This is a genomic window from Halomonas sp. BM-2019 (assembly GCF_017584085.1).
Genome location: NZ_CP071922.1, coordinates 3,596,119 through 3,615,127, shown reverse-complemented (window position 1 = coordinate 3,615,127; position 19,009 = coordinate 3,596,119). Strand labels below are relative to the sequence as shown.

Sequence of the window (19,009 nt, the reverse complement as noted above, 5' to 3'; positions counted from 1 at the left end):
CGCCGATGCGGCAACACGACAACAAGAGCACAAGAGGAAAGCGCCATGCATCTGCTTCGTCTCACGGCGGTCGCCGCCGCCGTCGCCCTCGTCTCGGCTCCCCTTCAGGCCCGCGAGATCACCTTCGGCCATGTCGGCGGGCCCGACTCGCTGTTCACCGATACCGCCGACCACTTCGCCGAGCTCGTCAACGAGCGTCTGCCCGAGCCCTACGAGGTCGTGGTCTTCGGCTCCAGCCAGCTAGGCACCGACTCGGAGCTGCTTCAGCGCATGCGCCTGGGCACCGTCGACCTGGCCCTGCCCTCCACCATCATGTCCTCGGTGTCCGACGAGTTCGGGCTGTTCGAGCTGCCGTACCTGATCCAGGATCGTGAGCACATGAAGCGGGTCGAGGAGGAGATCGTCTGGCCTCACCTGGCGCCGCTGGCGGAACAGAACGGCTACCGCATCCTGGCCGTGTGGGAGAACGGCTTCCGCCATATCACCAACAACCGGCGTGCCATCAACGCGCCGGAAGACCTGCGTGGTATCAAGCTGCGGGTGCCCCAAGGGGTCTGGCGCGTGCGCATGTTCGAGGAGTGGGGTGCCGAGCCCTCGCCGATGTCCCTCTCCGAGGTATTCATGGCCCTGCAGACGGGCGTCATGGATGGCCAGGAGAACCCCCTGGCGCAGATCGTCGGCCAGCGCTTCCAGGAGGTGCAGAACTACCTCTCCCTGACCGGCCACGTCTATACGCCGGCCTATCTCACCGCCGGCCGTCGCTTCAACAACCTGCCCGAGGAGGTCCAGGAGATCATCCTCGAAGCGGCCCAGGAGACCCAGGCCTTCGTCTATGAGCACGCCGCCCAACTCGACGAGGACCTGATCGAGGTGATTCGCCAGGCGAGAACCGAGGTGAACGAGGTCGATACCTCGGTCTTTATCGAGGCCTCGGCTTCCATCTACGAGGCCTTTGCCAACGAGGTGCCCGGCTCCCAGGAGCTGATCGACAGGATACTGGCGCTCGGCGAGGGGTCCTGATCCCCTTCCTACAGCCGTGCAAGTTCCCCTGCCTCCACGCCCGAGAGGGCGTGGAGGTCCTCTCCCTTCCCTGAGCGAGTCGAGAGCCATGGGTACCGTGAATAACATTTCCCGCATCATGCAGCGTCTGCTCGAGATCATTACGGTGGTGTTGATGGTCTCGCTGACGCTGGTGGTGCTCTATGCGGTGGTCACCCGCTATGCCTGGCGAACCCCCTCCTGGTACGACGAGGTGGCCGCCATCATGCTGGTGTGGCTGACCTACTACGCCGGGGCCCTGGCGGCGCTGAAGCGGGGCCATATCGGCGTCGACGGCGTGCTGGCCGCCATGCCGGTGCGTATTCGCATGCCAGTCGCCTATCTCACCGAGGCGCTGTTCATCGCCTTCTTCCTGGTGCTTGGCTGGGCCGGCCTGGTGGTCCTGAATGTCATGCAGGGCATGGCGTTGATCACCCTGCGCTGGGTGCCGCTTACCTTCACCCAGTCGGTCATTCCCATCGGGGCGGGGCTGTTCATCATCGCCCAGCTGCTCAGCATGCCGGGTCACCTGGCCAGGGTGCGCTCCGGCCTCACCCAGGAGGAGGAGGAGATCGCCCACGCCATCGCCGAGGCCGAGCGTGACAATGCGCGGGCCGGCTTCACCGCGGATGCTCTGACCAAGAGGGATCAGCCATGACATTGCCCTTCATGATAATCGGCCTGCTGGGGCTGATCCTGATGGGGTTGCCCATCGCGGTGGCCCTGGCAACCGTGGCGACGGTGGCTATCGTGGTCCACCAGGGCCTGGAAATGCTGCCCAACATCGGGCTGACGATGTTCGAGGGGGCGAGCAGCTTCCCGCTGCTGGCCATCCCGATGTTCGTGCTGGCCGGGGCCATCATGAACACCGGTGGCATCTCCAAGCGGCTGATCGCCTTCGCCTCGGCGCTGTTCGGGTTCATTCGCGGTGGCCTGGCGATGATCAATGTCGGCGTGTCGCTGTTCTTCGCCGAGATCTCCGGCTCCGCGGTGGCCGACGTGGCCGCCACCGGATCGGTGCTGATTCCGGCCATGAAGAAGCGTGGCTACCCGGCGCCCTTCGCCGCGGCCATTACCTCCTCGTCGGCGTCCCTGGCGATCATCATTCCGCCGTCCATCCCGATGATCCTGTATGGCGTCATGTCCGGCGCCTCCATCGTCCAGCTGTTCGTCGCCGGCATCGTGCCCGGGCTGCTGGGGGCCGGCGGTCTGGCGGCGCTTTGCTACTACTATGCCCGCAAGTACAACTGGCCGGTGGAGGAGGTGTTCCAGTTCAAGCGGGTCAAGGAGACCGCCAAGGACGCCGGCTGGGCCGTGACCCTGCCGATCATTATCCTCGGCTCCATCTTCGGCGGCTTCGTGACCGCCACCGAAGGGGCGGGTCTGGCGGTGGCGGCGGCGATCTTCATCAGCGCCGTGATCTACCGTGAGCTGGACCTGCGCTCCCTATACAAAGCGATCATCGATGGGGGCCAGCAGACCGCCGTGGTGATGCTGCTGGTGGCGGCCTCGGCCCTGATCGGCGTCTTCCTGACCGAGATGCGAATGCCCCAGCAGCTGGCGCAGGCGGTGCTCAGCCTCACGGATAACAAGTACCTCATCCTGATGATGCTGAACGTTTTCTTCCTGTTTATCGGGCTCTTCCTGCACTCGGCGGCGGCGATCATCCTGGTGGTGCCCATCGTCATGCCGCTGGTCGGCGCGGCCGGGATCGATCCGGTCCACTTCGGCCTGGTGGTGTGTCTCAACCTGGCCATCGGCCAGCAGACCCCGCCGGTGGCGAGCGTGCTGATCACGGCCTGCTCGATCGCCAAGTCGGATGTGTGGTCGGTGACGCGATCCAACCTCGGCTTCATCACAGTGCTGCTCGTCATCCTGCTCATGGTGACCTACATCCCCGTCATCCCGATGGGGCTGGTGGAGTTCTTCTACCGCTAGGGGCTGGGCCCGGCGGACGCGGGTTCGCCGGGCCGCTCCGGGTGAGCCTGGGAAACGACAGTCGGATAAAATGAATTCATTATTCATTTAAGGGCCGCTGGACGCTATCCTGACGGATAACGGGACCAGGGCGAGGAGACGATGATGAACACCCTGCTGTTTGAAGCGCGCGACGGCGTGGCCTGGCTCGGCTTCAACCGCCCCGAGAGCCGCAACGCCATGACCTGGGAGATGTACGACGCCCTCTCGGCGCACTGCGACCGGATCGCCACGGACGACGCCCTCCACGCGGTGGTGCTGCACGGGGTCGGTGGCGAGGCCTTCGTGGCCGGCACCGATATCGGCCAGTTCGAGCACTTCAGCAAGCCCGAAGACGCCATCGGCTATGAGCAGCGCATCGATCGGGTGGTCGGCAAGCTGGAGGCGCTGGACAAGCCCACCATCGCGCTGCTGGAGGGCGCCTGCGTGGGCGGCGGGGCGGCCCTGGCCCTAGTCTGCGACTTTCGCTATGCCACGCCGAGCCTGAAGTTCGGCGTGCCGATCGCCCGCACCCTGGGCAACACCCTCTCCATCACCAATGTCTCGCGGCTGATCGACATGCTGGGCGTCGCCCGCACCAAGGAGGCGCTGATGCTCGGCACCCTCTTCGATGCCGACCAGGCGAGCGAGGCCGGGCTGGTCAACGCCATCTTCCCCCCCGACCGGATCTACGACGAGGTGGCCGGGGTGGCCGAGCAGCTGGGGCAGCGGGCTCCGCTCACCCTCAAGGCCAGCAAGGCGCTGGTGGGGCGGGTGCTGGAGCATCGCCGCCTCGCGCGGGACGCCAGCGACGATTGGGTCACCACCTGCTACATGAGCGACGACTTCAAGGCGGCGGTGAACAAGTTCCTTTACAAGACACCCTTCGAGTGGACCGGCCGCTGAGCCGGTCACCAGGCTGGTCCAGGCCGGCATGACACCACAACGTGACACTACAACGACAAGCGAGGTGAAGCCCATGCTTCCCCTGGAAAAACTCAAGGTCCTGGACGTCTCGCAGATCATGGCCGGCCCCTACTGCACCATGGTACTGGGCGACATGGGGGCCGAGGTGATCAAGGTGGAGAAGGTCAACGGCGGCGATGACAGCCGTCAGATGGGCCCCTACGTCAACGAGGAGTCGACCTGTTTCGCGCAGATCAACCGCAACAAGAAGAGCATCTCGCTCAACCTCAAGGAGCAGCGGGCGCGGGAGATCTTCTACCGGCTGGCCCGCGACGCCGACGTGATCGTCGAGAACTATCGCACCGGGGTCACCGAGTCATTGCAGATCGACTACGACACCATCAAGGCGATCAACCCGGGGATCATCTACTGCTCGATCTCCGGCTACGGCCAGACCGGCCCCTCCAGCCACAAGGGGGGCTTCGACCTGGTAGCCCAGGGCATGACCGGGCTGATGTCGATGACCGGCGAGAAGGGGCGCCGGCCCCTCAAGACCGGCATCGCCGTCTACGACATCGGCGCGGGCATCACTGCCGTCTACTCCATCCTGGCCGCCTACATCCACAAGATGGCCACCGGCGAAGGGCAGTATATCGACATCGCCATCGCCGAGTGTGGCCTGCCCTGGTTCACCTGGGAGGCCGCGGCCTACTTCGCCGAGGGCAAGCTGCCCGAACCCACCGGCTGGCGGCATCGCGTCTCGGCACCCTACCAGGCGATCAAGGCTCGTGACGGTTACCTGATGCTGGGCTGCGCCAACCAGCGCACCTGGCAGCGCTTCTGCGACGATGTGCTCGAGCGCCCGGAGCTGATGGAGGACCCGCGCTTCCTGACCAACTCCGACCGCGGCCAGCATGTGGAGGAGCTTGAGGCGCTGCTGGAGTCGCTGATGGCCGAGCGGGATGTGAACGAATGGCTGACGCTCTGCGACCAGGCCGGGGTGCCCGCCGGCCCCATCAACGACTTCGCCCAGGCGATGGCCGATGAGCACTACCTGGCGCGCGGTATGGTCCAGGAGATGGAGCATCCGGTGATCGGCAAGATGAAGACCATCGGCTTTCCCAGCAAGTTCTCCCAGACGCCCTCGCAGATCCGTGCACCGGCGCCGCTGTTCGGCCAGCACACCGACGAGGTGTTGGGTGAGCTGGGACTGACCCCCGATGAACTGACCACCCTGCGTGCCGAGGGCTGCATCAAGTAACCGCTCCGCCCCCGCCGCGCCTCGCGATCCATGACAAGACGAACAACGGAGTGATCCCCATGCTGAAGCTCGATTTCCACCCGTCCGGCCGCCATTTCCTGCAGATTCCCGGTCCGTCGCCGGTGCCGGACCGCATTCTGCGCGCCATAAGCCTGCCCACCATTGACCACCGTGGGCCGGAGTTCGGCGCCCTGGGCCTCGAGCTGCTCGCCAAGCTCAAGAAGGTCTTCAAGACCGAAGGGCCGGTGGTGGTCTATCCCGCCTCGGGCACCGGGGCCTGGGAGGCGGCGCTTTCCAACACCCTCTCGCCCGGCGACAAGGTGCTGATGTTCGAGACCGGCCACTTCGCCACCCTGTGGCACAAGATGGCGCGCCGCCTGCAGCTCGAGCCCGAGTTCCTGGGCCTGCCGGGCTACGAGGGGTGGCGCCAGGGGGTCCAGGCGGACATGATCGAGGCGCGCCTGCGCGAGGACAGTGCCCATGAGATCCAAGCGGTCTGCGTGGTGCACAACGAGACCTCCACCGGGGTCACCAGCGACATCGCCGCGGTGCGCCGCGCCATGGATGCCGCCGGCCACCCGGCGCTGCTGCTGGTGGACACCATCTCGGGCCTCGCCAGCGCCGACTATCGCCACGACGAGTGGGGCGTCGACGTAACCATCTCCGGCTCCCAGAAGGGGCTGATGCTGCCACCGGGCATCAGCTTCAATGCCCTCTCCGAGAAGGCCATCGAGGCGAGCCGTGCGTCGCGCATGCCCAAGAGCTTCTGGGCCTGGGACGAGATCCTCGAGGCCAACCAGAACGGCTACTGGCCCTACACCCCCAATACCAACCTGCTCTACGGCCTCAACGAGGCGCTGGACATGCTGATGGAGGAGGGGCTGGACCACGTCTTCGCCCGCCACCAGCGCTGGGCCGCCGGGGTGCGCACCGCGGTGGAGGCCTGGGGGCTCGAGGTGCAGTGCCTGGATCCGGCCGTCTACTCGCCGGTGCTCACCGGGGTGGTGGTGCCGGAAGGCATCGACGCCGACGAGGTGCGCAGGATCATCTACGAGCGCTTCGACCTGTCCCTGGGGATGGGGCTTGGCAAGGCCAAGGGCAAGATGTTCCGCATCGGCCACCTGGGCGACTGCAACGACCTGACCCTGATCGCCACCCTGGGCGGCTGTGAAGCGGGCATGAAACTCGCCGGCGTGCCGCTCGAGGGGAGCGGCCTGGCCGCGGCGCTGGATTACTTCGCCGCTCACCCGCTCCAGGGCGCGAACCGCTGAGGAGAGAAAGATGACGTCCTTGACGGGAAAGACTCCATCCGCGGATGCCCGGATCAAGCCGGTGACCGAGCTGGCCACCCGCCTGGCCCGGGAGCTGGAAGGCGAGGTGCTGTTCGACCAGGCCTCGCGAGGCCGCTACTCTACCGACGCCTCCATCTACCAGGTGACCCCGGTGGGGGTGGTGATCCCGCGTCACCAGCAGGACTTGACTACGGCCCTCGAGATTGCCCGTGATGCCCGGGTGCCGATCCTGGCCCGCGGGGCCGGTACCAGCCAGTGCGGCCAGACGGTGGGAGAGGCGCTGGTGATCGACACCACCCGCTGGCTCGACCAGGTGGTGGAGCTCGACGCCGAGTCGCGCACCGTGGTGGTGGAGCCCGGCATCGTGCTCGACCACCTCAACGCCTGGCTCAAGCCCCACGGGCTCTGGTACCCGGTGGATGTCTCCACCAGCGCCCAGTGCACCCTGGGCGGCATGACCGGTAACAACTCCTGCGGCTCGCGCTCGATCCGCTACGGCAACATGGTCCACAACGTGCTGGGGGTCGACGCCTGGCTCGCCGACGGCAGCGAGGGGCACTTCGGCTTTCTCGATGAGCTGCCGGAGAGCGGCCCGGTGCGGGCGCTGGCGGACCGGGTGAAGGCCATCGCCGACGGCGTCGCCCCGGAGATCCGCGAACACTTCCCCAAGGTGCTGCGTCGGGTCGGCGGCTACAACCTGGACCTCTTCGACTGCCAGAACCCCCTACCCTATGATCCCGAGGGCCGCATCAACCTGGCCCATCTGCTGGTCGGTTCGGAGGGCACCCTGGGGGTGAGCCGGCGCATCAAGCTGCGCCTCTCGCCGCTGCCCGAGCACAAGGTGCTGGGGGTGGTGAACTTCCCCACCTTCTACCAGGCGATGGACTTCGCCCAGCACATCGTCAAACTCGACCCCACGGCGGTGGAGCTGGTCGACCGCACCATGATCGATCTGTCGCTTCAGAACCCGGCCTTCCGCCCGGTGATCGAGAAGGCGCTGATCGGCCAGCCCCAGGCGGTGCTGCTGGTGGAGTTCGCCGGCGAGGAGCGCGAGGCCCAGCTCGCCTCGCTGGCGCGCCTCACCGAGCTGATGGCCGACCTCGGCCTGCCCGATAGCGTGGTGGAGATGCCCGAGGCCGCCGAGCAGAAGGCGCTGTGGAACGTGCGCAAGGCAGGGCTCAACATCATGATGAGCATGAAGGGGGACGGCAAGCCGGTCTCCTTCATCGAGGACTGCGCGGTGCCCCTTGAGCACCTGGCGGAGTACACCGACAAGCTCACCGAGGTGTTCCACCGCTACGGCACCGAGGGCACCTGGTATGCCCACGCCAGCGTCGGCACCCTGCACGTGCGGCCGATCCTCGACATGCGCCGCGACGGCGCCAACAAGATGCGCGAGATCGCCGAGCAGGCATCCCAGCTTGTGCGCGAGTACAAGGGGGCCTACTCCGGCGAGCACGGCGACGGCTTGTGTCGCGGCGAGTGGGTGGCCTGGCAGTTCGGCGAGACTCTCAACGACGCCTTCCGCTCGGTGAAGGGGGCCTTCGACCCGGAGAACCTGCTCAACCCCGGCAAGATCGTCGATACCCCGAAGATGGACGACGAGGCCTACTTCCGCTTTCCCACGCACTACCAGCGCATCCCGCTCACGCCGCTCTTCGACTGGTCGGCGTGGAACGTCACCCGCGACCCGCTGACCGGCGAGCAGGGCGCGCCCGGCAGTGCCGGCGATGTCACCCACGGCCTGGCCATGGCGGTGGAGATGTGCAACAACAACGGCCACTGCCGGAAGTTCGACGCCGACACCATGTGCCCCAGCTACCGTATCACCAAGGACGAGCAGCATCTCACCCGGGGGCGGGCCAACACCCTGCGCCTGGTGCTCTCGGGCCAACTGGGCGAGGCGGGGCTGGCCGGCGATGAGGTCAAGGAGGCGCTGGACCTATGCGTCTCCTGCAAGGGGTGCAAGCGCGACTGCCCCACCGGGGTGGACATGGCCAAGTTCAAGATCGAGGCCCGGGCCGCCCGCGCCAGGGTCAAGGGGCTCGCCCTGCGCGACCGCCTGGTCGGCGAGATGCCGCGCTATGCGCCCTGGGCGAAGCGGTTCGCCGGGCTGCTGGGCGCCGTGGAGCGCGTCGACGCCGTGGCACGGCCCCTCAAGAAGGCGCTGGGCCTGGCCCCCGAGCGCCGCTTCCCGGCCTTCACCGGCGACTTCCTCAAGGAGTCGCACGCCTCGGCGTCCCCGTCTGCCCCGGCCTCTTCGGACCAGGCCACCCGCGAGGTGGTGCTCTTCGTCGACACCTTCAACAACTACATGGAGAGCGACAACGCCCGGGCCGCCAAGCGGGTGCTGGAGGCGGCCAGCTACCGGGTCCACCTCAACGTCAAGCCGGGGGAGCGGCCGCTCTGCTGCGGGCGCACCTACCTCTCCTCGGGCCAGTTCGACAAGGCGAAGGCGGAGGCGAAGCGCTCCCTGGAGGCGCTGATGCCCTTCGTTAAGCGCGGCGTGGCCATCGTCGGCCTCGAGCCCTCCTGCCTGCTCTCCCTGCGCGACGAGTTCCTGCAGTACGGCTTCGGCGACGAGGCCCGGGCGCTCGCCGAGGCGGCGTTCCTCTTCGAGGAGTTCCTGGTCAAGGCTCGGGAGGCCGGCGAGCTGTCGCTGGCGCTCAAGCCGCTGCCGGGGCGCGCCCTGCTGCACGGCCACTGCCACCAGAAGGCCTTCGACGCCCTGCGCCCGGTGGAGCAGGTGCTGGGCTGGATTCCGGAGCTTGCGGTGGAGACCATCGAGTCCTCCTGCTGCGGCATGGCGGGCAGCTTCGGCTACGAGGCGGAGCACTACGAGGCGTCGCTGAAGATGGCCGAGCTCTCGCTGCTGCCGGCAATCCGCGAGGCGGACGCCGACGCCGTGCTGGTGGCCGACGGCACCAGCTGCCGCCACCAGATCCGCGACGGCAGCGGGCGCGAGGCGATCCACGTGGCGCGGCTGCTGGAACGGGCGCTGGCATGACCTGGACTGCCGCTGGCATGCGCGGCCACGAGCCCCCATCATGGTGGCAGAGGCAGCCCAGCGACGAGGAGGCGAGACGCTTCGATGATCGATCTGCGCAGTGATACCGTGACCCGGCCCACCGCGGCCATGCGCGAGGCCATGGCCCGCGCCGAGGTGGGTGACGACGTCTGGGGCGACGATCCCAGCATCAACGCCTTCGAGCAGGCCGTGGCCGACAGCGCCGGCAAGGCCTCCGGGCTGTTCTTCCCCTCCGGGACCCAAAGCAACCTCTGCGCGCTGCTGACCCACTGCCAGCGGGGCGAGGAGGTAATTGCCGGGCACTACTCCCACATCTTCCGCGACGAGGGGGGCGGGGCGGCGGCGCTCGGCAGCGTCACGGTGCAGCCGCTGCTCCACGCCGAGGACGGCAGCCTGCCCCTCGACGCCCTGCGCGCCGCGGTGAAGGGTGACGACATCCACCACGCCCGCTCGCGGCTGCTGGCGCTGGAGAACACCTTCCGCGGCCGGGTACTGCCCGCCGACTACGCCCTGGCCGCCACCGCCCAGGCCCATGCCCAGGGCCTGGCCACCCACCTGGACGGGGCGCGGCTCTTCAACGCCTCGGTGGCCACGGGGCTGACCCTGGCCGAGCTCTGCGAGGGCTTCGATTCGGTGTCGCTCTGCTTCTCCAAGGGGCTCGGCGCGCCGGTGGGTTCGCTGCTGCTGGGCGAGGCCGATTTCATCGCCCGGGCGCGGCGCTGGCGCAAGACCCTGGGCGGCGGCATGCGTCAGGCGGGGCTTCTGGCCGCGGCCTGCCACCACGCCTTCGAGCACCATGTGGCGCGCCTGGCCGAGGACCACGACAACGCGCGGCGCCTGGCGGAGGGGCTCGGGACGATACCCGGTGTCGAGGTGCGCGCCTGCGATACCAACATGGTGTTCACCGCCTTCCCCGAGGCCCACTGCGGGGCGCTCCAGGCGCATCTCGCGTCGCAGGGCATCCTGGCCGCGGTGGGGCCGGTGACCCGCTGGGTGACCCACCTCGACGTCAGTGCCGTGGCCATCGACCGGGTGGTGGCGACGGTGAACGACTACGTCAGCCGGGCCGGCAGCGACCTGACGACCGCGGCAGGCTGACCCCCTCCCACGCTACAAGGAGAATCGCGATATGGCGATCTATCAGTATGGAGAGCACCGTCCCGAGATCCAGGACGATGTCTATGTGGCCGAGACCGCCGACGTGATCGGCCAGGTGACCCTCAAGGCCGGCGCCAGCGTCTGGTACCAGGCGGTGCTGCGCGGCGATACCGACCACCTGGAGGTGGGCGAGCACAGCAATATCCAGGACGGGGCGGTGCTCCACGCCGACCCCGGCTTCCCGCTCCGAGTGGGCAAGGGGGTGACCGTGGGCCATCAGGCGATGCTGCACGGCTGCACCATCGGCGACGGCAGTCTGGTGGGCATCCAGGCGGTGATCCTCAACGGCGCGGTGATCGGCGAGAACTGCCTGGTGGCGGCCGGTGCCGTGGTCAAGGAGGGGGCGGAGTTCCCGCCCAATTCGCTGATCGTTGGCGCCCCGGCCAAGGTGCTGCGAGAGCTCTCCCCGGAGGCGATCGAGGGGCTCAAGAAGAACGCGGCGGGCTATGTGGAGCGCGGGCGGCTGCACGCGAGCCGACTGACACGCATCGGCTGAGAAGACGCCCGCACCCCGGGGAGGCTAGATGAGGCCGAGCCGTTCCTTGGCCTCTTCCAGCAGGGCCACCGACTCGTCATGGTCACCCGCTACATGGGCCTCCTCGCCACGGGCTCGCAGGTCGTGGACCGCCTCGAGGGTGGCCTCGTCGAGTTCGGCGACTCTGGCCTCATCCTGCAGGGCCTCGTCGATCTCGCCCATCAGTGCTGGGCAGGTATAGGCCCAGGCCGATGCCGAGAACAGCAGGGCGGCCAGGGCGATGAGGGATTTCTTGATCATCTCGGTGCCTCGCGATAACTGTCGGGGGGAAGCGCGACCCGGAGCCGCACCTGACGAACTCACCGGGAGTCCGCCCCTCTCAGTGTAGTGCTCGAGGCCCCTCCTCGCCCGTGGCCGTGTTCAGCCGATGGCCGCGATGCCGGCCTTGGCGATCTGGGCGTCCTGGTCGGACTTGACGCCGGAGACGCCCACGGCGCCGATCACCTGGCCGTCGACGATCACCGGCACGCCGCCCTCGAGCAGGCCCTCGAGGGGTGCGGAGAGGAAGGCGCTGCGGCCGCCGTTGATCATCTCCTCGAACACCTTGGTCTCCTTGCGGCCCACGGCGGCGCTGCGGGCCTTCTCCGTGGCCACATAGGAAGACATCGGGGCGGCGCCGTCGAGGCGACGCAGGCCGAGGGGATGACCGCCGTCGTCGGCCACGGCGATGGTCACCACCCAGCCGTTGGCCTCGGCCTCCTGCTGGGCGGCCTCGAGGATGGCGTTGATCTCGCTCAGGCTCAGTACGGGTTTGGTCTGCATGTCACTCTCCTTCGATCGGTAGTTGTGAGTTATCGGTCTTGGCACCTGGGTGCTCGGTGACCGGGACGCGCTCCGCGCCCCGGCGCAATTCCTGTGGCGCCGGTCAGGCCAGCGCCTCGTCGACGATCTCGATCCAGTGGCGCACCGGGGTGCGGTTTGCGCCGGCCAGGTGCGTCTGGCAGCCGATATTGGCCGTCACGATCACCTCGGGCTTGCCGGCCTCGAGGTTGTCGAGCTTGTTGTCGCGCAGCTGCTTCGAGAGCTCGGGCTGGGTGATGGAGTAGGTGCCCGCCGAGCCGCAGCAGAGGTGGGCATCGGCCACCGGGGTCAGCGAGAAGCCCAGCCGGGTCAGCACGGCCTCCACGGCGCCGCCGAGCTGCTGGGCGTGCTGCAGGGTGCAGGGGCAGTGGAAGGCGAGCTTGCGGCTCTGCTGGAGGCTCAGCGCGTCGAGAGGCTCGTCGCGCAGCACCTCCACCAGGTCCCTGGCCAGCTCGCTGACCCGGGCGGCCTTCTCGGCGTAGGCCGGGTCATCCTTGAGGATGTCGACGTACTCCTTGACGAAGGCGCCGCAGCCGCTGGCTGTCTGCACGATGGCTTCGGCGCCCGCCTCAAGATGGGGCCACCAGGCGTCGATATTGGCCCGCGCCCGGGCGCGGCCCTCGTCGTGGGCGTTCAGGTGGAAGTCGATGGCGCCGCAGCAGCCGGCCTCCGCCACCGGGGTCAGGCCGATGCCGAGGCGATCCAGCACTCGGGCGGTGGCGGCGTTGGTGTTGGGCGAGAGCCCCGGCTGCACGCAGCCCTCCAGGATCAGCATCTGGCGGGCGTGGCGCTTGCCTTCGGGTCGAGTGCCGGCGTCGATGGGCGCCGGCGGCAGCTTGTCCCTGAGCGCACCCGGCACCAGCGGCCGGAAGGTCTGGCCGAGCCTCAGCAGCGCCTGGAAGCGCTTGGGGTCCACCAGCATCTTGCGCAGCGCATAGCGCTGGACGCGCTCGGCCGGCTTGCGCGGCACCCGTCTCTCGATCTCGGCGCGGCCGATGTCGAGCAGCTTGTGGTACTCGACCCCGGAGGGGCAGGTGGTCTCGCAGTTGCGGCAGGTCAGGCAGCGGTCCAGGTGCAGCCGGGTCTCCTCGGTCACCTTGTCGCTGTCCTCAGGGCTCTCGAGCATCTCCTTCATCAGGTAGATGCGCCCCCGGGGACCGTCGCGCTCGTCGCCGAGCAGCTGGTAGGTGGGGCAGGTGGCGTTGCAGAAGCCGCAGTGCACGCAGGTGCGCAGCACCCGGTCCGCCTCGCGGATATGCGGTTTCTTGAGGTCTTCCTCGGTAAAATGCGTCTGCATCGTGGCGAATTCCCGTGAGTCTCAGAATGCCGCGTAGAGCCGGCCCGGGTTGAAGATCCCCTTGGGGTCCAGCTCGGCCTTGAGGTTGCGGTGGTACTTCTCGAGCACCGGGGCGAGCGGGGTGAAGGGGGACTCCACCGGCTGCCCCCTGGGGCCGCGCCAGCAGCTGGCGTGGCCGCCGGCCCGGGTGACCACCTCGCGCAGGGTGGCGGCGTCGAGGTCGCTGCGCACCCAGCGCTGGGCGCCGGCCCAGTCGTAGAGCACGTCGGTCTCGACCACCCCGGGCAGCTCGAGCACCGGGGTATGGTGGGGCAGCGAGAGGCGCCACAGGGCGCGGGGGTCCTCGGCGGAGAAGAACGCCAGGCGCTGTTCGCGCAGGGCCTCCCAGAATTCCGGCTTGAGCTCGTCGCCGCCCATTCGCTCGGCGGTGGCGGCCACCGAGCTCGGGCCACCCTCCAGGCGCAGGTGCAGGGCGCCGTCGAGCCAGGCCGCGGCGGTGATGGGCAGTGGCTGGCGCCCCCACTCGACGAGCTTCTCCAGGGCCTCGGCGAGCGGCATGTCCTGTCCAGGTGCAGGCTGCGGCTGGCGCCGGGCAGCGGCAGCACCTTCATGGAGACCTCGGTCAGCAGCCCCAGGGTGCCCTGGGCGCCCACCATCAGGCGCGAGAGATCGTAGCCCGCCACGTTCTTCATCACCTGGCCGCCGAAGCGCTGCTCGCTGCCCTGGCGGGTGATGACCCGCGTGCCCAGCACGAAGTCGCGCACGCTGCCGGCCCATGGGCGGCGGGGGCCGGAGAGGCCGGTGGCGATCATGCCGCCCACGCTGGCGTTCTCGCCGAAGTGGGGCGGCTCGCAGGGCAGCATCTGCCCCTGGGCGGCCAGGACGGCCTCCAGCTCGCGAAGCGGCGTGCCGGTGCGCACCGAGACGATCAGCTCCACCGGGTCGTACTCGGTGATGCCGCGGTGCTCGCCGGTCGAGAGCGTCTCGCCGTCGACCGGGCGGCCCTGAACTTTACGACCATAGAAGGCCTTGGTATCGCCGCCGACGATGCGCAGGGGCGTGCCCTCGGCCTCGGCACGACGGATGCGCTCGGCCAGCGCCTCGCTGGCGTCGTGGCTCGGGATGTCGTGTTGGGGGGTATCGTGAGTGGTCGCCATGTCGTCCTGTCTCTCAGCCGTGGCTCTCTGGGGCCTGGGTCGGGGCGGGGGCGTCGCCGGCGCTCTTGGTCAGGCGGAACTCGGAGCAGCGGGCCGGCGTCGGGATGTTCTTGCCCGGGTTGAGCAGCTCGCTGGGATCGAAGGCGCGCTTGGCGGCACGGAAGGTGGCGAGCTCCCCGGGGCTGAACTGCACGCACATCTGGTGGATCTTCTCGCGGCCCACCCCGTGCTCGCCGGTGATGGTGCCGCCCACCTCGACGCACAGCTCGAGGATGCGCCCGCCGAGCTCCTCGGCGCGCTCGAATTCGCCGGGCTGGTTGGCATCGAAGAGGATCAGCGGGTGCATGTTGCCGTCGCCGGCGTGGAAGACGTTGGCCACGCGCAGGCCGTACTCCTCGCCCAGGTCGCCGATGCCCTTGAGCACCCTGGCCAGCTCGCGGCGGGGAATGGTGCCGTCCATGCAGTAGTAGTCCGGCGACATGCGGCCCACCGCCGGAAAGGCGTTCTTGCGCCCGGCCCAGAACAGCGCGCGTTCGGCCTCGTCGCGGGCCTGCTGGATGCCGGTGGCCCCGGCCTGTTCCAGTACGCGGCGCACCGTCTCGCAGTCGTCGTCCACGTCGGCCTCCACGCCATCCAGCTCGCAGAGCAGGATCGCCTCGGCCTCCACCGGGTAGCCGGCGCCGATGAAGTCCTCGGCGGCGCGAATCGCCAGGTTGTCCATCATCTCCAGCCCCCCGGGAATGATCCCCGCGGCGATGATGGCCCCTACGGCGTTGCCGGCCTTCTCGATGTCGTCGAAGCTCGCCATCAACACCTTGGCCGATTCGGGCTTGGGCAGCAGCTTGACGGTCACTTCGGTGACCACCCCGAGCATGCCCTCGGAGCCGTTGAACAGCGCCAGCAGGTCGAAGCCGGGCGCGTCCAGGGCGTCGGAGCCCAGGGTCATGCGCTCGCCCTCGATGGTCAGCACCTCGACCTTGATCACGTTGTGCACGGTGAGCCCGTACTTCAGGCAGTGCACGCCGCCGGCGTTCTCCGCTACGTTGCCGCCGATGGAGCAGGCGATCTGTGAGGAGGGGTCCGGCGCGTAGTAGAGCCCGTAGGGGGCCGCCGCCTCGGAGATGGCCAGGTTGCGCACGCCGGGCTGGACCCGGGCGGTGCGCGCGTCGGGGTCGATTTCGAGGATGCGGTGGAAGCGCGACAGCACCAGCAGCACGCCGTGCGTAAGCGGCAGGGCGCCGCCGGAGAGGCCGGTACCGGCGCCGCGGGTCACCACCGGCACGCTCAGCGCGTGGCAGCGCTTGAGCAGGGTCTCGACCTGCTCGAGGGTCTCGGGCAGGGCGACCAGCATGGGCAGGGCGCGATAGGCGGAGAGACCGTCGCACTCGAAGGGACGCAGGTCCTCCTCGCGATGCAGCAGGGTCATACCGGGCAAGGCTTGTTGGAGGTCGGCCAGCACCTCGGCGGGATCGCGTTTGATTACCTCGCCATCGAGTCGTTCATCGAAGAGGGTGTTCATGGTGACTCCCCTGGGGCACGTCTCGCAGAAACGGAGTGGTTGGTGCCATGGTCGTCGGGCCGACGCCTCGACGGGACCTGGTGGGATCAATCTGGGCCCTTGGTCGGCGTCTGTCCAGCCTGTGGTGTAGTGGTCAGACCAGTAATTCATCGATAGTATGGAAAAGATTTCCAACCACCCCCCTGCAGGGTAAAACAGGAGTGGATGAGCTTGCCAGTACTGTTCGAGAATTCCGGAGGAACGCCATGGCTAGCTGGAGCGACGAGATCCCGACGGGGCGGCGAACGCCGGAAGGGGTGGCCGCCCGGCTGGAGCAGCTGATCCTGGATGGCGTCTTCCGTCCCGGCCAGCTGCTGCCATCGGAGCGGCGGCTCTGCGACCGTCTGAACGTCTCCCGCGCCTCGCTGCGCGAGGGGCTGCGTATCCTGCGCAGCAAGGGCATCATCGAGACCCGCCATGGGCGTGGCTCCATGGTGGCGGCGCTGCTGCCGGCCCGGGAGCAGAGCCCGTTGATGCACCTCTTCCGTGACCATCCCCGGACCCTGTTCGACCTGCTCGAGGTGCGGGCCCTGCTGGAGGGGGAATCCGCCCGGCTGGCCGCCAGTCGCGGCACCCCCGCGGATCGCGTGCTGATCACCCGACGCTACCGGGAGCTGGCCGACTACGCGGCCTCGGCCGAGCCGATCGATGTGGAGCGGCTGGCGCGTCTGGATCATGCCTTCCACCTGGCGGTCTCCCAGGCCTCCCACAATCCGGTGCTGGTGCACACCCTGCAGAGCCTCACCGACCTGCTGCTCAACTCGGTGTTCGCCTCGGTGAAGCACCTCTACCATCGGCCCGGCCCCCGCGAGATGATCAACCGTCAGCACGCTCGGCTGCATGATGCCGTGGTGCAGGGCAAGCCCGCGCTGGCCCGACGCGTGGCCCTGGAGCATCTCTCCAGCATCGGCGAGCTGCTCAGGGAGATCGATGCCGAGAACGAGCGCCTTGAGCGCTCGGCCATGCGGCTGGAGGAGTGGGAGTGAGTCCGGTGCCTGGAAGGGGCGGGTTGACCGCATTACCTTTTGAATTCATAATTAGGATTCAGCGGTTCCATTGCATGGCACGATCGTCGATTGATGGTTGTCGAATCGCACCTTGCACAAGGCGGGATGATTCCTCATGGATAAGATCAGGCAGAGTACCTTGCATGGTGAGGTCGCCGAGCGAATTCGCGACATGATCATCGAGGGGACGCTGGCACCCGGTAGCCGTGTGCCCGAAAAACAGCTCTGTGAGCAGTTCGGGGTGTCCCGGACCCCCCTCAGAGAGGCCCTCAAGGTGCTGGCCTTCGAAGGCTTCGTCGAACTGTTGCCCAATCGCGGCGCACGGGTCGCCAAGTTGACCAGGGCGGCGCTCAAGAACACCTTCGAGGTGATGCAGAGCCTCGAGGCCCTGGCCGGCGAACTGGCCGGGGAGCGCATCACCGAGGCGGAGCTGGCCAACATCGAGGCGCTCCATCACCAGATGCTGACGCACTACAAGAACGGCAACATGCAGGAGTATCTGCTGGCCAATCAGCAGATCCACGAGGCCATCGTGGTGGCCTCCCAGAACGACGTACTCATCGACGTCTACAAGAGTCTCAACCAGCGGGTGCGCCGGGTGCGCTTCACCGCCGAGCTGAGCAAGGACTACTGGTCGAAGGCCATCGGTGATCACGAGGCCATGGTCGAGGCCCTCCGGGCGCGCGACGGCGCGGCCCTGGGCCAGGTCCTGCGTCGCCACCTCCGCGACAAGGTCGAGGTCTCGGCCCTCGAGGAGATGGCGGAGTAGGAGGGCACCCCTCAGCCGGCGACGTTGGCGCCTCGCTGCCGGGCATGGTGAGCCCCCATCCGGCAGGCGATGGCGAAGGCGTGGCGCATGGCTTCGGCGCTGGCCTTGCCCTGGCCGGCGATATCGAAGGCGGTGCCGTGGGCGGGGGTGGTGATGGGGATCGGCAGGCCGCCCTGCACGGTGACCCCCCGCTCGAAGCCCAGCAGCTTCAGGGCGATCTGCCCCTGGTCGTGGTACATGGTCACGATGCCGTCGAACTCGCCGTCGCGGGCGCGGCGAAAGAGGGTGTCGGCGGGGAAGGGGCCCTGGGCCGGGTAGCCAGCGTCCTGGCAGGCTTTTACCGCGGGAGCGATGATATCGATCTCCTCGCGGCCGCAGGTGCCCCCCTCGCCGGCGTGGGGAGTGAGTGCCGCCACCGCGATACGGGGGGTGGCCACCCCCGCCGCCCCCAGGGCGTCATGGATCAGCCGGGTGGCGCTGAGGATGCGCTCCGGAGTGACGAAGGAGGCGGCCTCACTGAGCGGCACATGGGAGGAGATGCGCGAGGTCCAGAGCTGGCCGAGGGTGTTGAACTCGCAGACGTCGCCTCGAACCGCCAGGTACTCGGCGAAGAAGTGCAGCTCGTCCTCGTGGCGCAGCCCGCCCTGCTTCATCGCCAGCTTGTTGAGCGGGGCGAAGCAGATGGCATCGATCCGGCCGTCGCGGGCGGCGTCCAGGCAGTGGGCCAGGACCTTCAGCACCGAGGCGCCGCAGGCGGCGTCGACCCGACCGTATTCGACGGCTTCGCGCTGGATGCTCTCCAGCGGCAGCAGTACGGGGCCGGCCTGCCCGCGGGCCTGGTCCCAGGCCGCGATCTCGGGCAACGCGAGGCGCGTGCCGGCGACGCGCTGGCCCTCCTGCCATAGCCAGGGATCGCCCACCACCACCACGTCGGCCTGGGCCACGGCCTCGCGGTCGGCCAGCAGCCTGGCGACCAGCTCGGGGCCGATGCCCGCCGGGTCGCCCAGGGTCAGGGCCACACAGGGTCTTGCTTGGGTCATCTTGCGGTTCTCCTCCGAGGATAAGGTCAGGCGTCCTGCCAGGCGGCGCCATCCGGGTAGCGGTGGCGCGACAGCGACTCGGGGTAGAGGGTGATGCTGTAGCCCGGTGCGGTCGGCACCTGGTAGCGCCCGTTGCGAATCACCACGGGGTGCTCGAAGTGCTCGTGGAGGTGATCGACGTATTCGAGGATGCGCCCCTCCAGGGA

General features: G+C 68.3%; 16 protein-coding genes and 2 pseudogenes. 11 read left to right on the top strand and 7 right to left on the bottom strand.

The window, feature by feature from the left end:
- Positions 1-45 precede the first annotated feature (45 nt).
- The 9 genes from J5F18_RS17900 (at position 46) to J5F18_RS17860 (ending at position 11,135) form a co-directional block, all read left to right on the top strand.
- On the top strand, positions 46-1,020 hold the full coding sequence (locus J5F18_RS17900; RefSeq protein ID WP_346299887.1) for a TRAP transporter substrate-binding protein: 975 nt from the start codon (positions 46-48) through the stop codon (positions 1,018-1,020).
- Between the two features lie 88 nt (positions 1,021-1,108).
- Positions 1,109-1,696, top strand: coding sequence for a TRAP transporter small permease (locus tag J5F18_RS17895; protein ID WP_346299886.1), 588 nt, complete (start codon positions 1,109-1,111; stop codon positions 1,694-1,696).
- The gene (locus J5F18_RS17890; RefSeq protein WP_346299885.1) at positions 1,693-2,976 is read left to right on the top strand and encodes a TRAP transporter large permease; all 1,284 of its coding nucleotides are present in this window, start codon (positions 1,693-1,695) and stop codon (positions 2,974-2,976) included. Before J5F18_RS17895 ends, J5F18_RS17890 begins: the two co-directional genes overlap by 4 nt.
- 144 nt (positions 2,977-3,120) lie before the next feature.
- Positions 3,121-3,900, top strand: a complete 780-nt coding sequence (locus J5F18_RS17885) for an enoyl-CoA hydratase (RefSeq protein WP_346299884.1) — start codon at positions 3,121-3,123, stop codon at positions 3,898-3,900.
- 73 nt (positions 3,901-3,973) lie between these two features.
- Complete coding sequence (locus tag J5F18_RS17880; protein WP_346299883.1) at positions 3,974-5,161, top strand: CoA transferase; 1,188 nt, start codon at positions 3,974-3,976, stop codon at positions 5,159-5,161.
- Between the two features lie 59 nt (positions 5,162-5,220).
- On the top strand, positions 5,221-6,432 hold the full coding sequence (locus tag J5F18_RS17875) for an aminotransferase class V-fold PLP-dependent enzyme (protein ID WP_346299882.1): 1,212 nt from the start codon (positions 5,221-5,223) through the stop codon (positions 6,430-6,432).
- A gap of 10 nt (positions 6,433-6,442) precedes the next feature.
- The gene (locus J5F18_RS17870) at positions 6,443-9,460 is read left to right on the top strand and encodes an FAD-linked oxidase C-terminal domain-containing protein (RefSeq protein ID WP_346299881.1); all 3,018 of its coding nucleotides are present in this window, start codon (positions 6,443-6,445) and stop codon (positions 9,458-9,460) included.
- Positions 9,461-9,544: 84 nt separating this feature from the next.
- Positions 9,545-10,579, top strand: a complete 1,035-nt coding sequence (gene ltaE, locus J5F18_RS17865) for a low-specificity L-threonine aldolase (RefSeq protein WP_346299880.1) — start codon at positions 9,545-9,547, stop codon at positions 10,577-10,579.
- A gap of 31 nt (positions 10,580-10,610) precedes the next feature.
- Positions 10,611-11,135 carry a gamma carbonic anhydrase family protein gene (locus tag J5F18_RS17860; protein ID WP_346299879.1) on the top strand — a complete coding sequence of 175 codons (525 nt, stop codon included), beginning with the start codon at positions 10,611-10,613 and terminating at the stop codon, positions 11,133-11,135.
- 24 nt (positions 11,136-11,159) lie between these two features.
- Here the strand turns inward: J5F18_RS17860 and J5F18_RS17855 are convergent, their stop codons facing one another.
- The 5 genes and pseudogenes from J5F18_RS17855 to glcD all read right to left on the bottom strand — a co-directional run bounded on the left by J5F18_RS17855 (position 11,160) and on the right by glcD (position 15,948).
- On the bottom strand, positions 11,160-11,414 hold the full coding sequence (locus tag J5F18_RS17855; protein ID WP_346299878.1) for a hypothetical protein: 255 nt from the start codon (positions 11,412-11,414) through the stop codon (positions 11,160-11,162).
- A gap of 120 nt (positions 11,415-11,534) precedes the next feature.
- Complete coding sequence (locus J5F18_RS17850) at positions 11,535-11,936, bottom strand: heme-binding protein (protein ID WP_346299877.1); 402 nt, start codon at positions 11,934-11,936, stop codon at positions 11,535-11,537.
- Positions 11,937-12,039: 103 nt separating this feature from the next.
- Positions 12,040-13,272: a glycolate oxidase subunit GlcF gene (gene glcF / locus J5F18_RS17845; RefSeq protein WP_346299876.1), complete on the bottom strand. Its 1,233-nt coding sequence runs from the start codon at positions 13,270-13,272 to the stop codon at positions 12,040-12,042.
- A gap of 21 nt (positions 13,273-13,293) precedes the next feature.
- Positions 13,294-14,429 (bottom strand): annotated as a pseudogene (gene glcE, locus J5F18_RS17840) (glycolate oxidase subunit GlcE).
- 13 nt (positions 14,430-14,442) lie between these two features.
- The gene (glcD, locus tag J5F18_RS17835; RefSeq protein ID WP_346299875.1) at positions 14,443-15,948 is read right to left on the bottom strand and encodes a glycolate oxidase subunit GlcD; all 1,506 of its coding nucleotides are present in this window, start codon (positions 15,946-15,948) and stop codon (positions 14,443-14,445) included.
- A 245-nt stretch (positions 15,949-16,193) separates the two neighbouring features.
- Between glcD and glcC the strand changes: the two genes are divergently transcribed.
- A complete protein-coding gene (gene glcC / locus J5F18_RS17830) occupies positions 16,194-16,973 on the top strand; it encodes a transcriptional regulator GlcC (RefSeq protein ID WP_346299874.1) in 780 nt (259 codons plus the stop codon).
- Between the two features lie 136 nt (positions 16,974-17,109).
- Positions 17,110-17,763 (top strand): GntR family transcriptional regulator, encoded by a 654-nt coding sequence (locus tag J5F18_RS17825; RefSeq protein WP_346299873.1) that lies wholly within the window; start codon positions 17,110-17,112, stop codon positions 17,761-17,763.
- An 11-nt stretch (positions 17,764-17,774) separates the two neighbouring features.
- On the opposite strand, the gene J5F18_RS17820 is transcribed toward J5F18_RS17825, so the two are convergent.
- Both J5F18_RS17820 and J5F18_RS17815 read right to left on the bottom strand, forming a co-directional pair.
- The gene (locus tag J5F18_RS17820) at positions 17,775-18,803 is read right to left on the bottom strand and encodes a 4-hydroxythreonine-4-phosphate dehydrogenase PdxA (RefSeq protein ID WP_346299872.1); all 1,029 of its coding nucleotides are present in this window, start codon (positions 18,801-18,803) and stop codon (positions 17,775-17,777) included.
- A 26-nt stretch (positions 18,804-18,829) separates the two neighbouring features.
- Positions 18,830-19,009 (bottom strand): annotated as a pseudogene (locus tag J5F18_RS17815) (fuconate dehydratase); the annotation flags it as partial.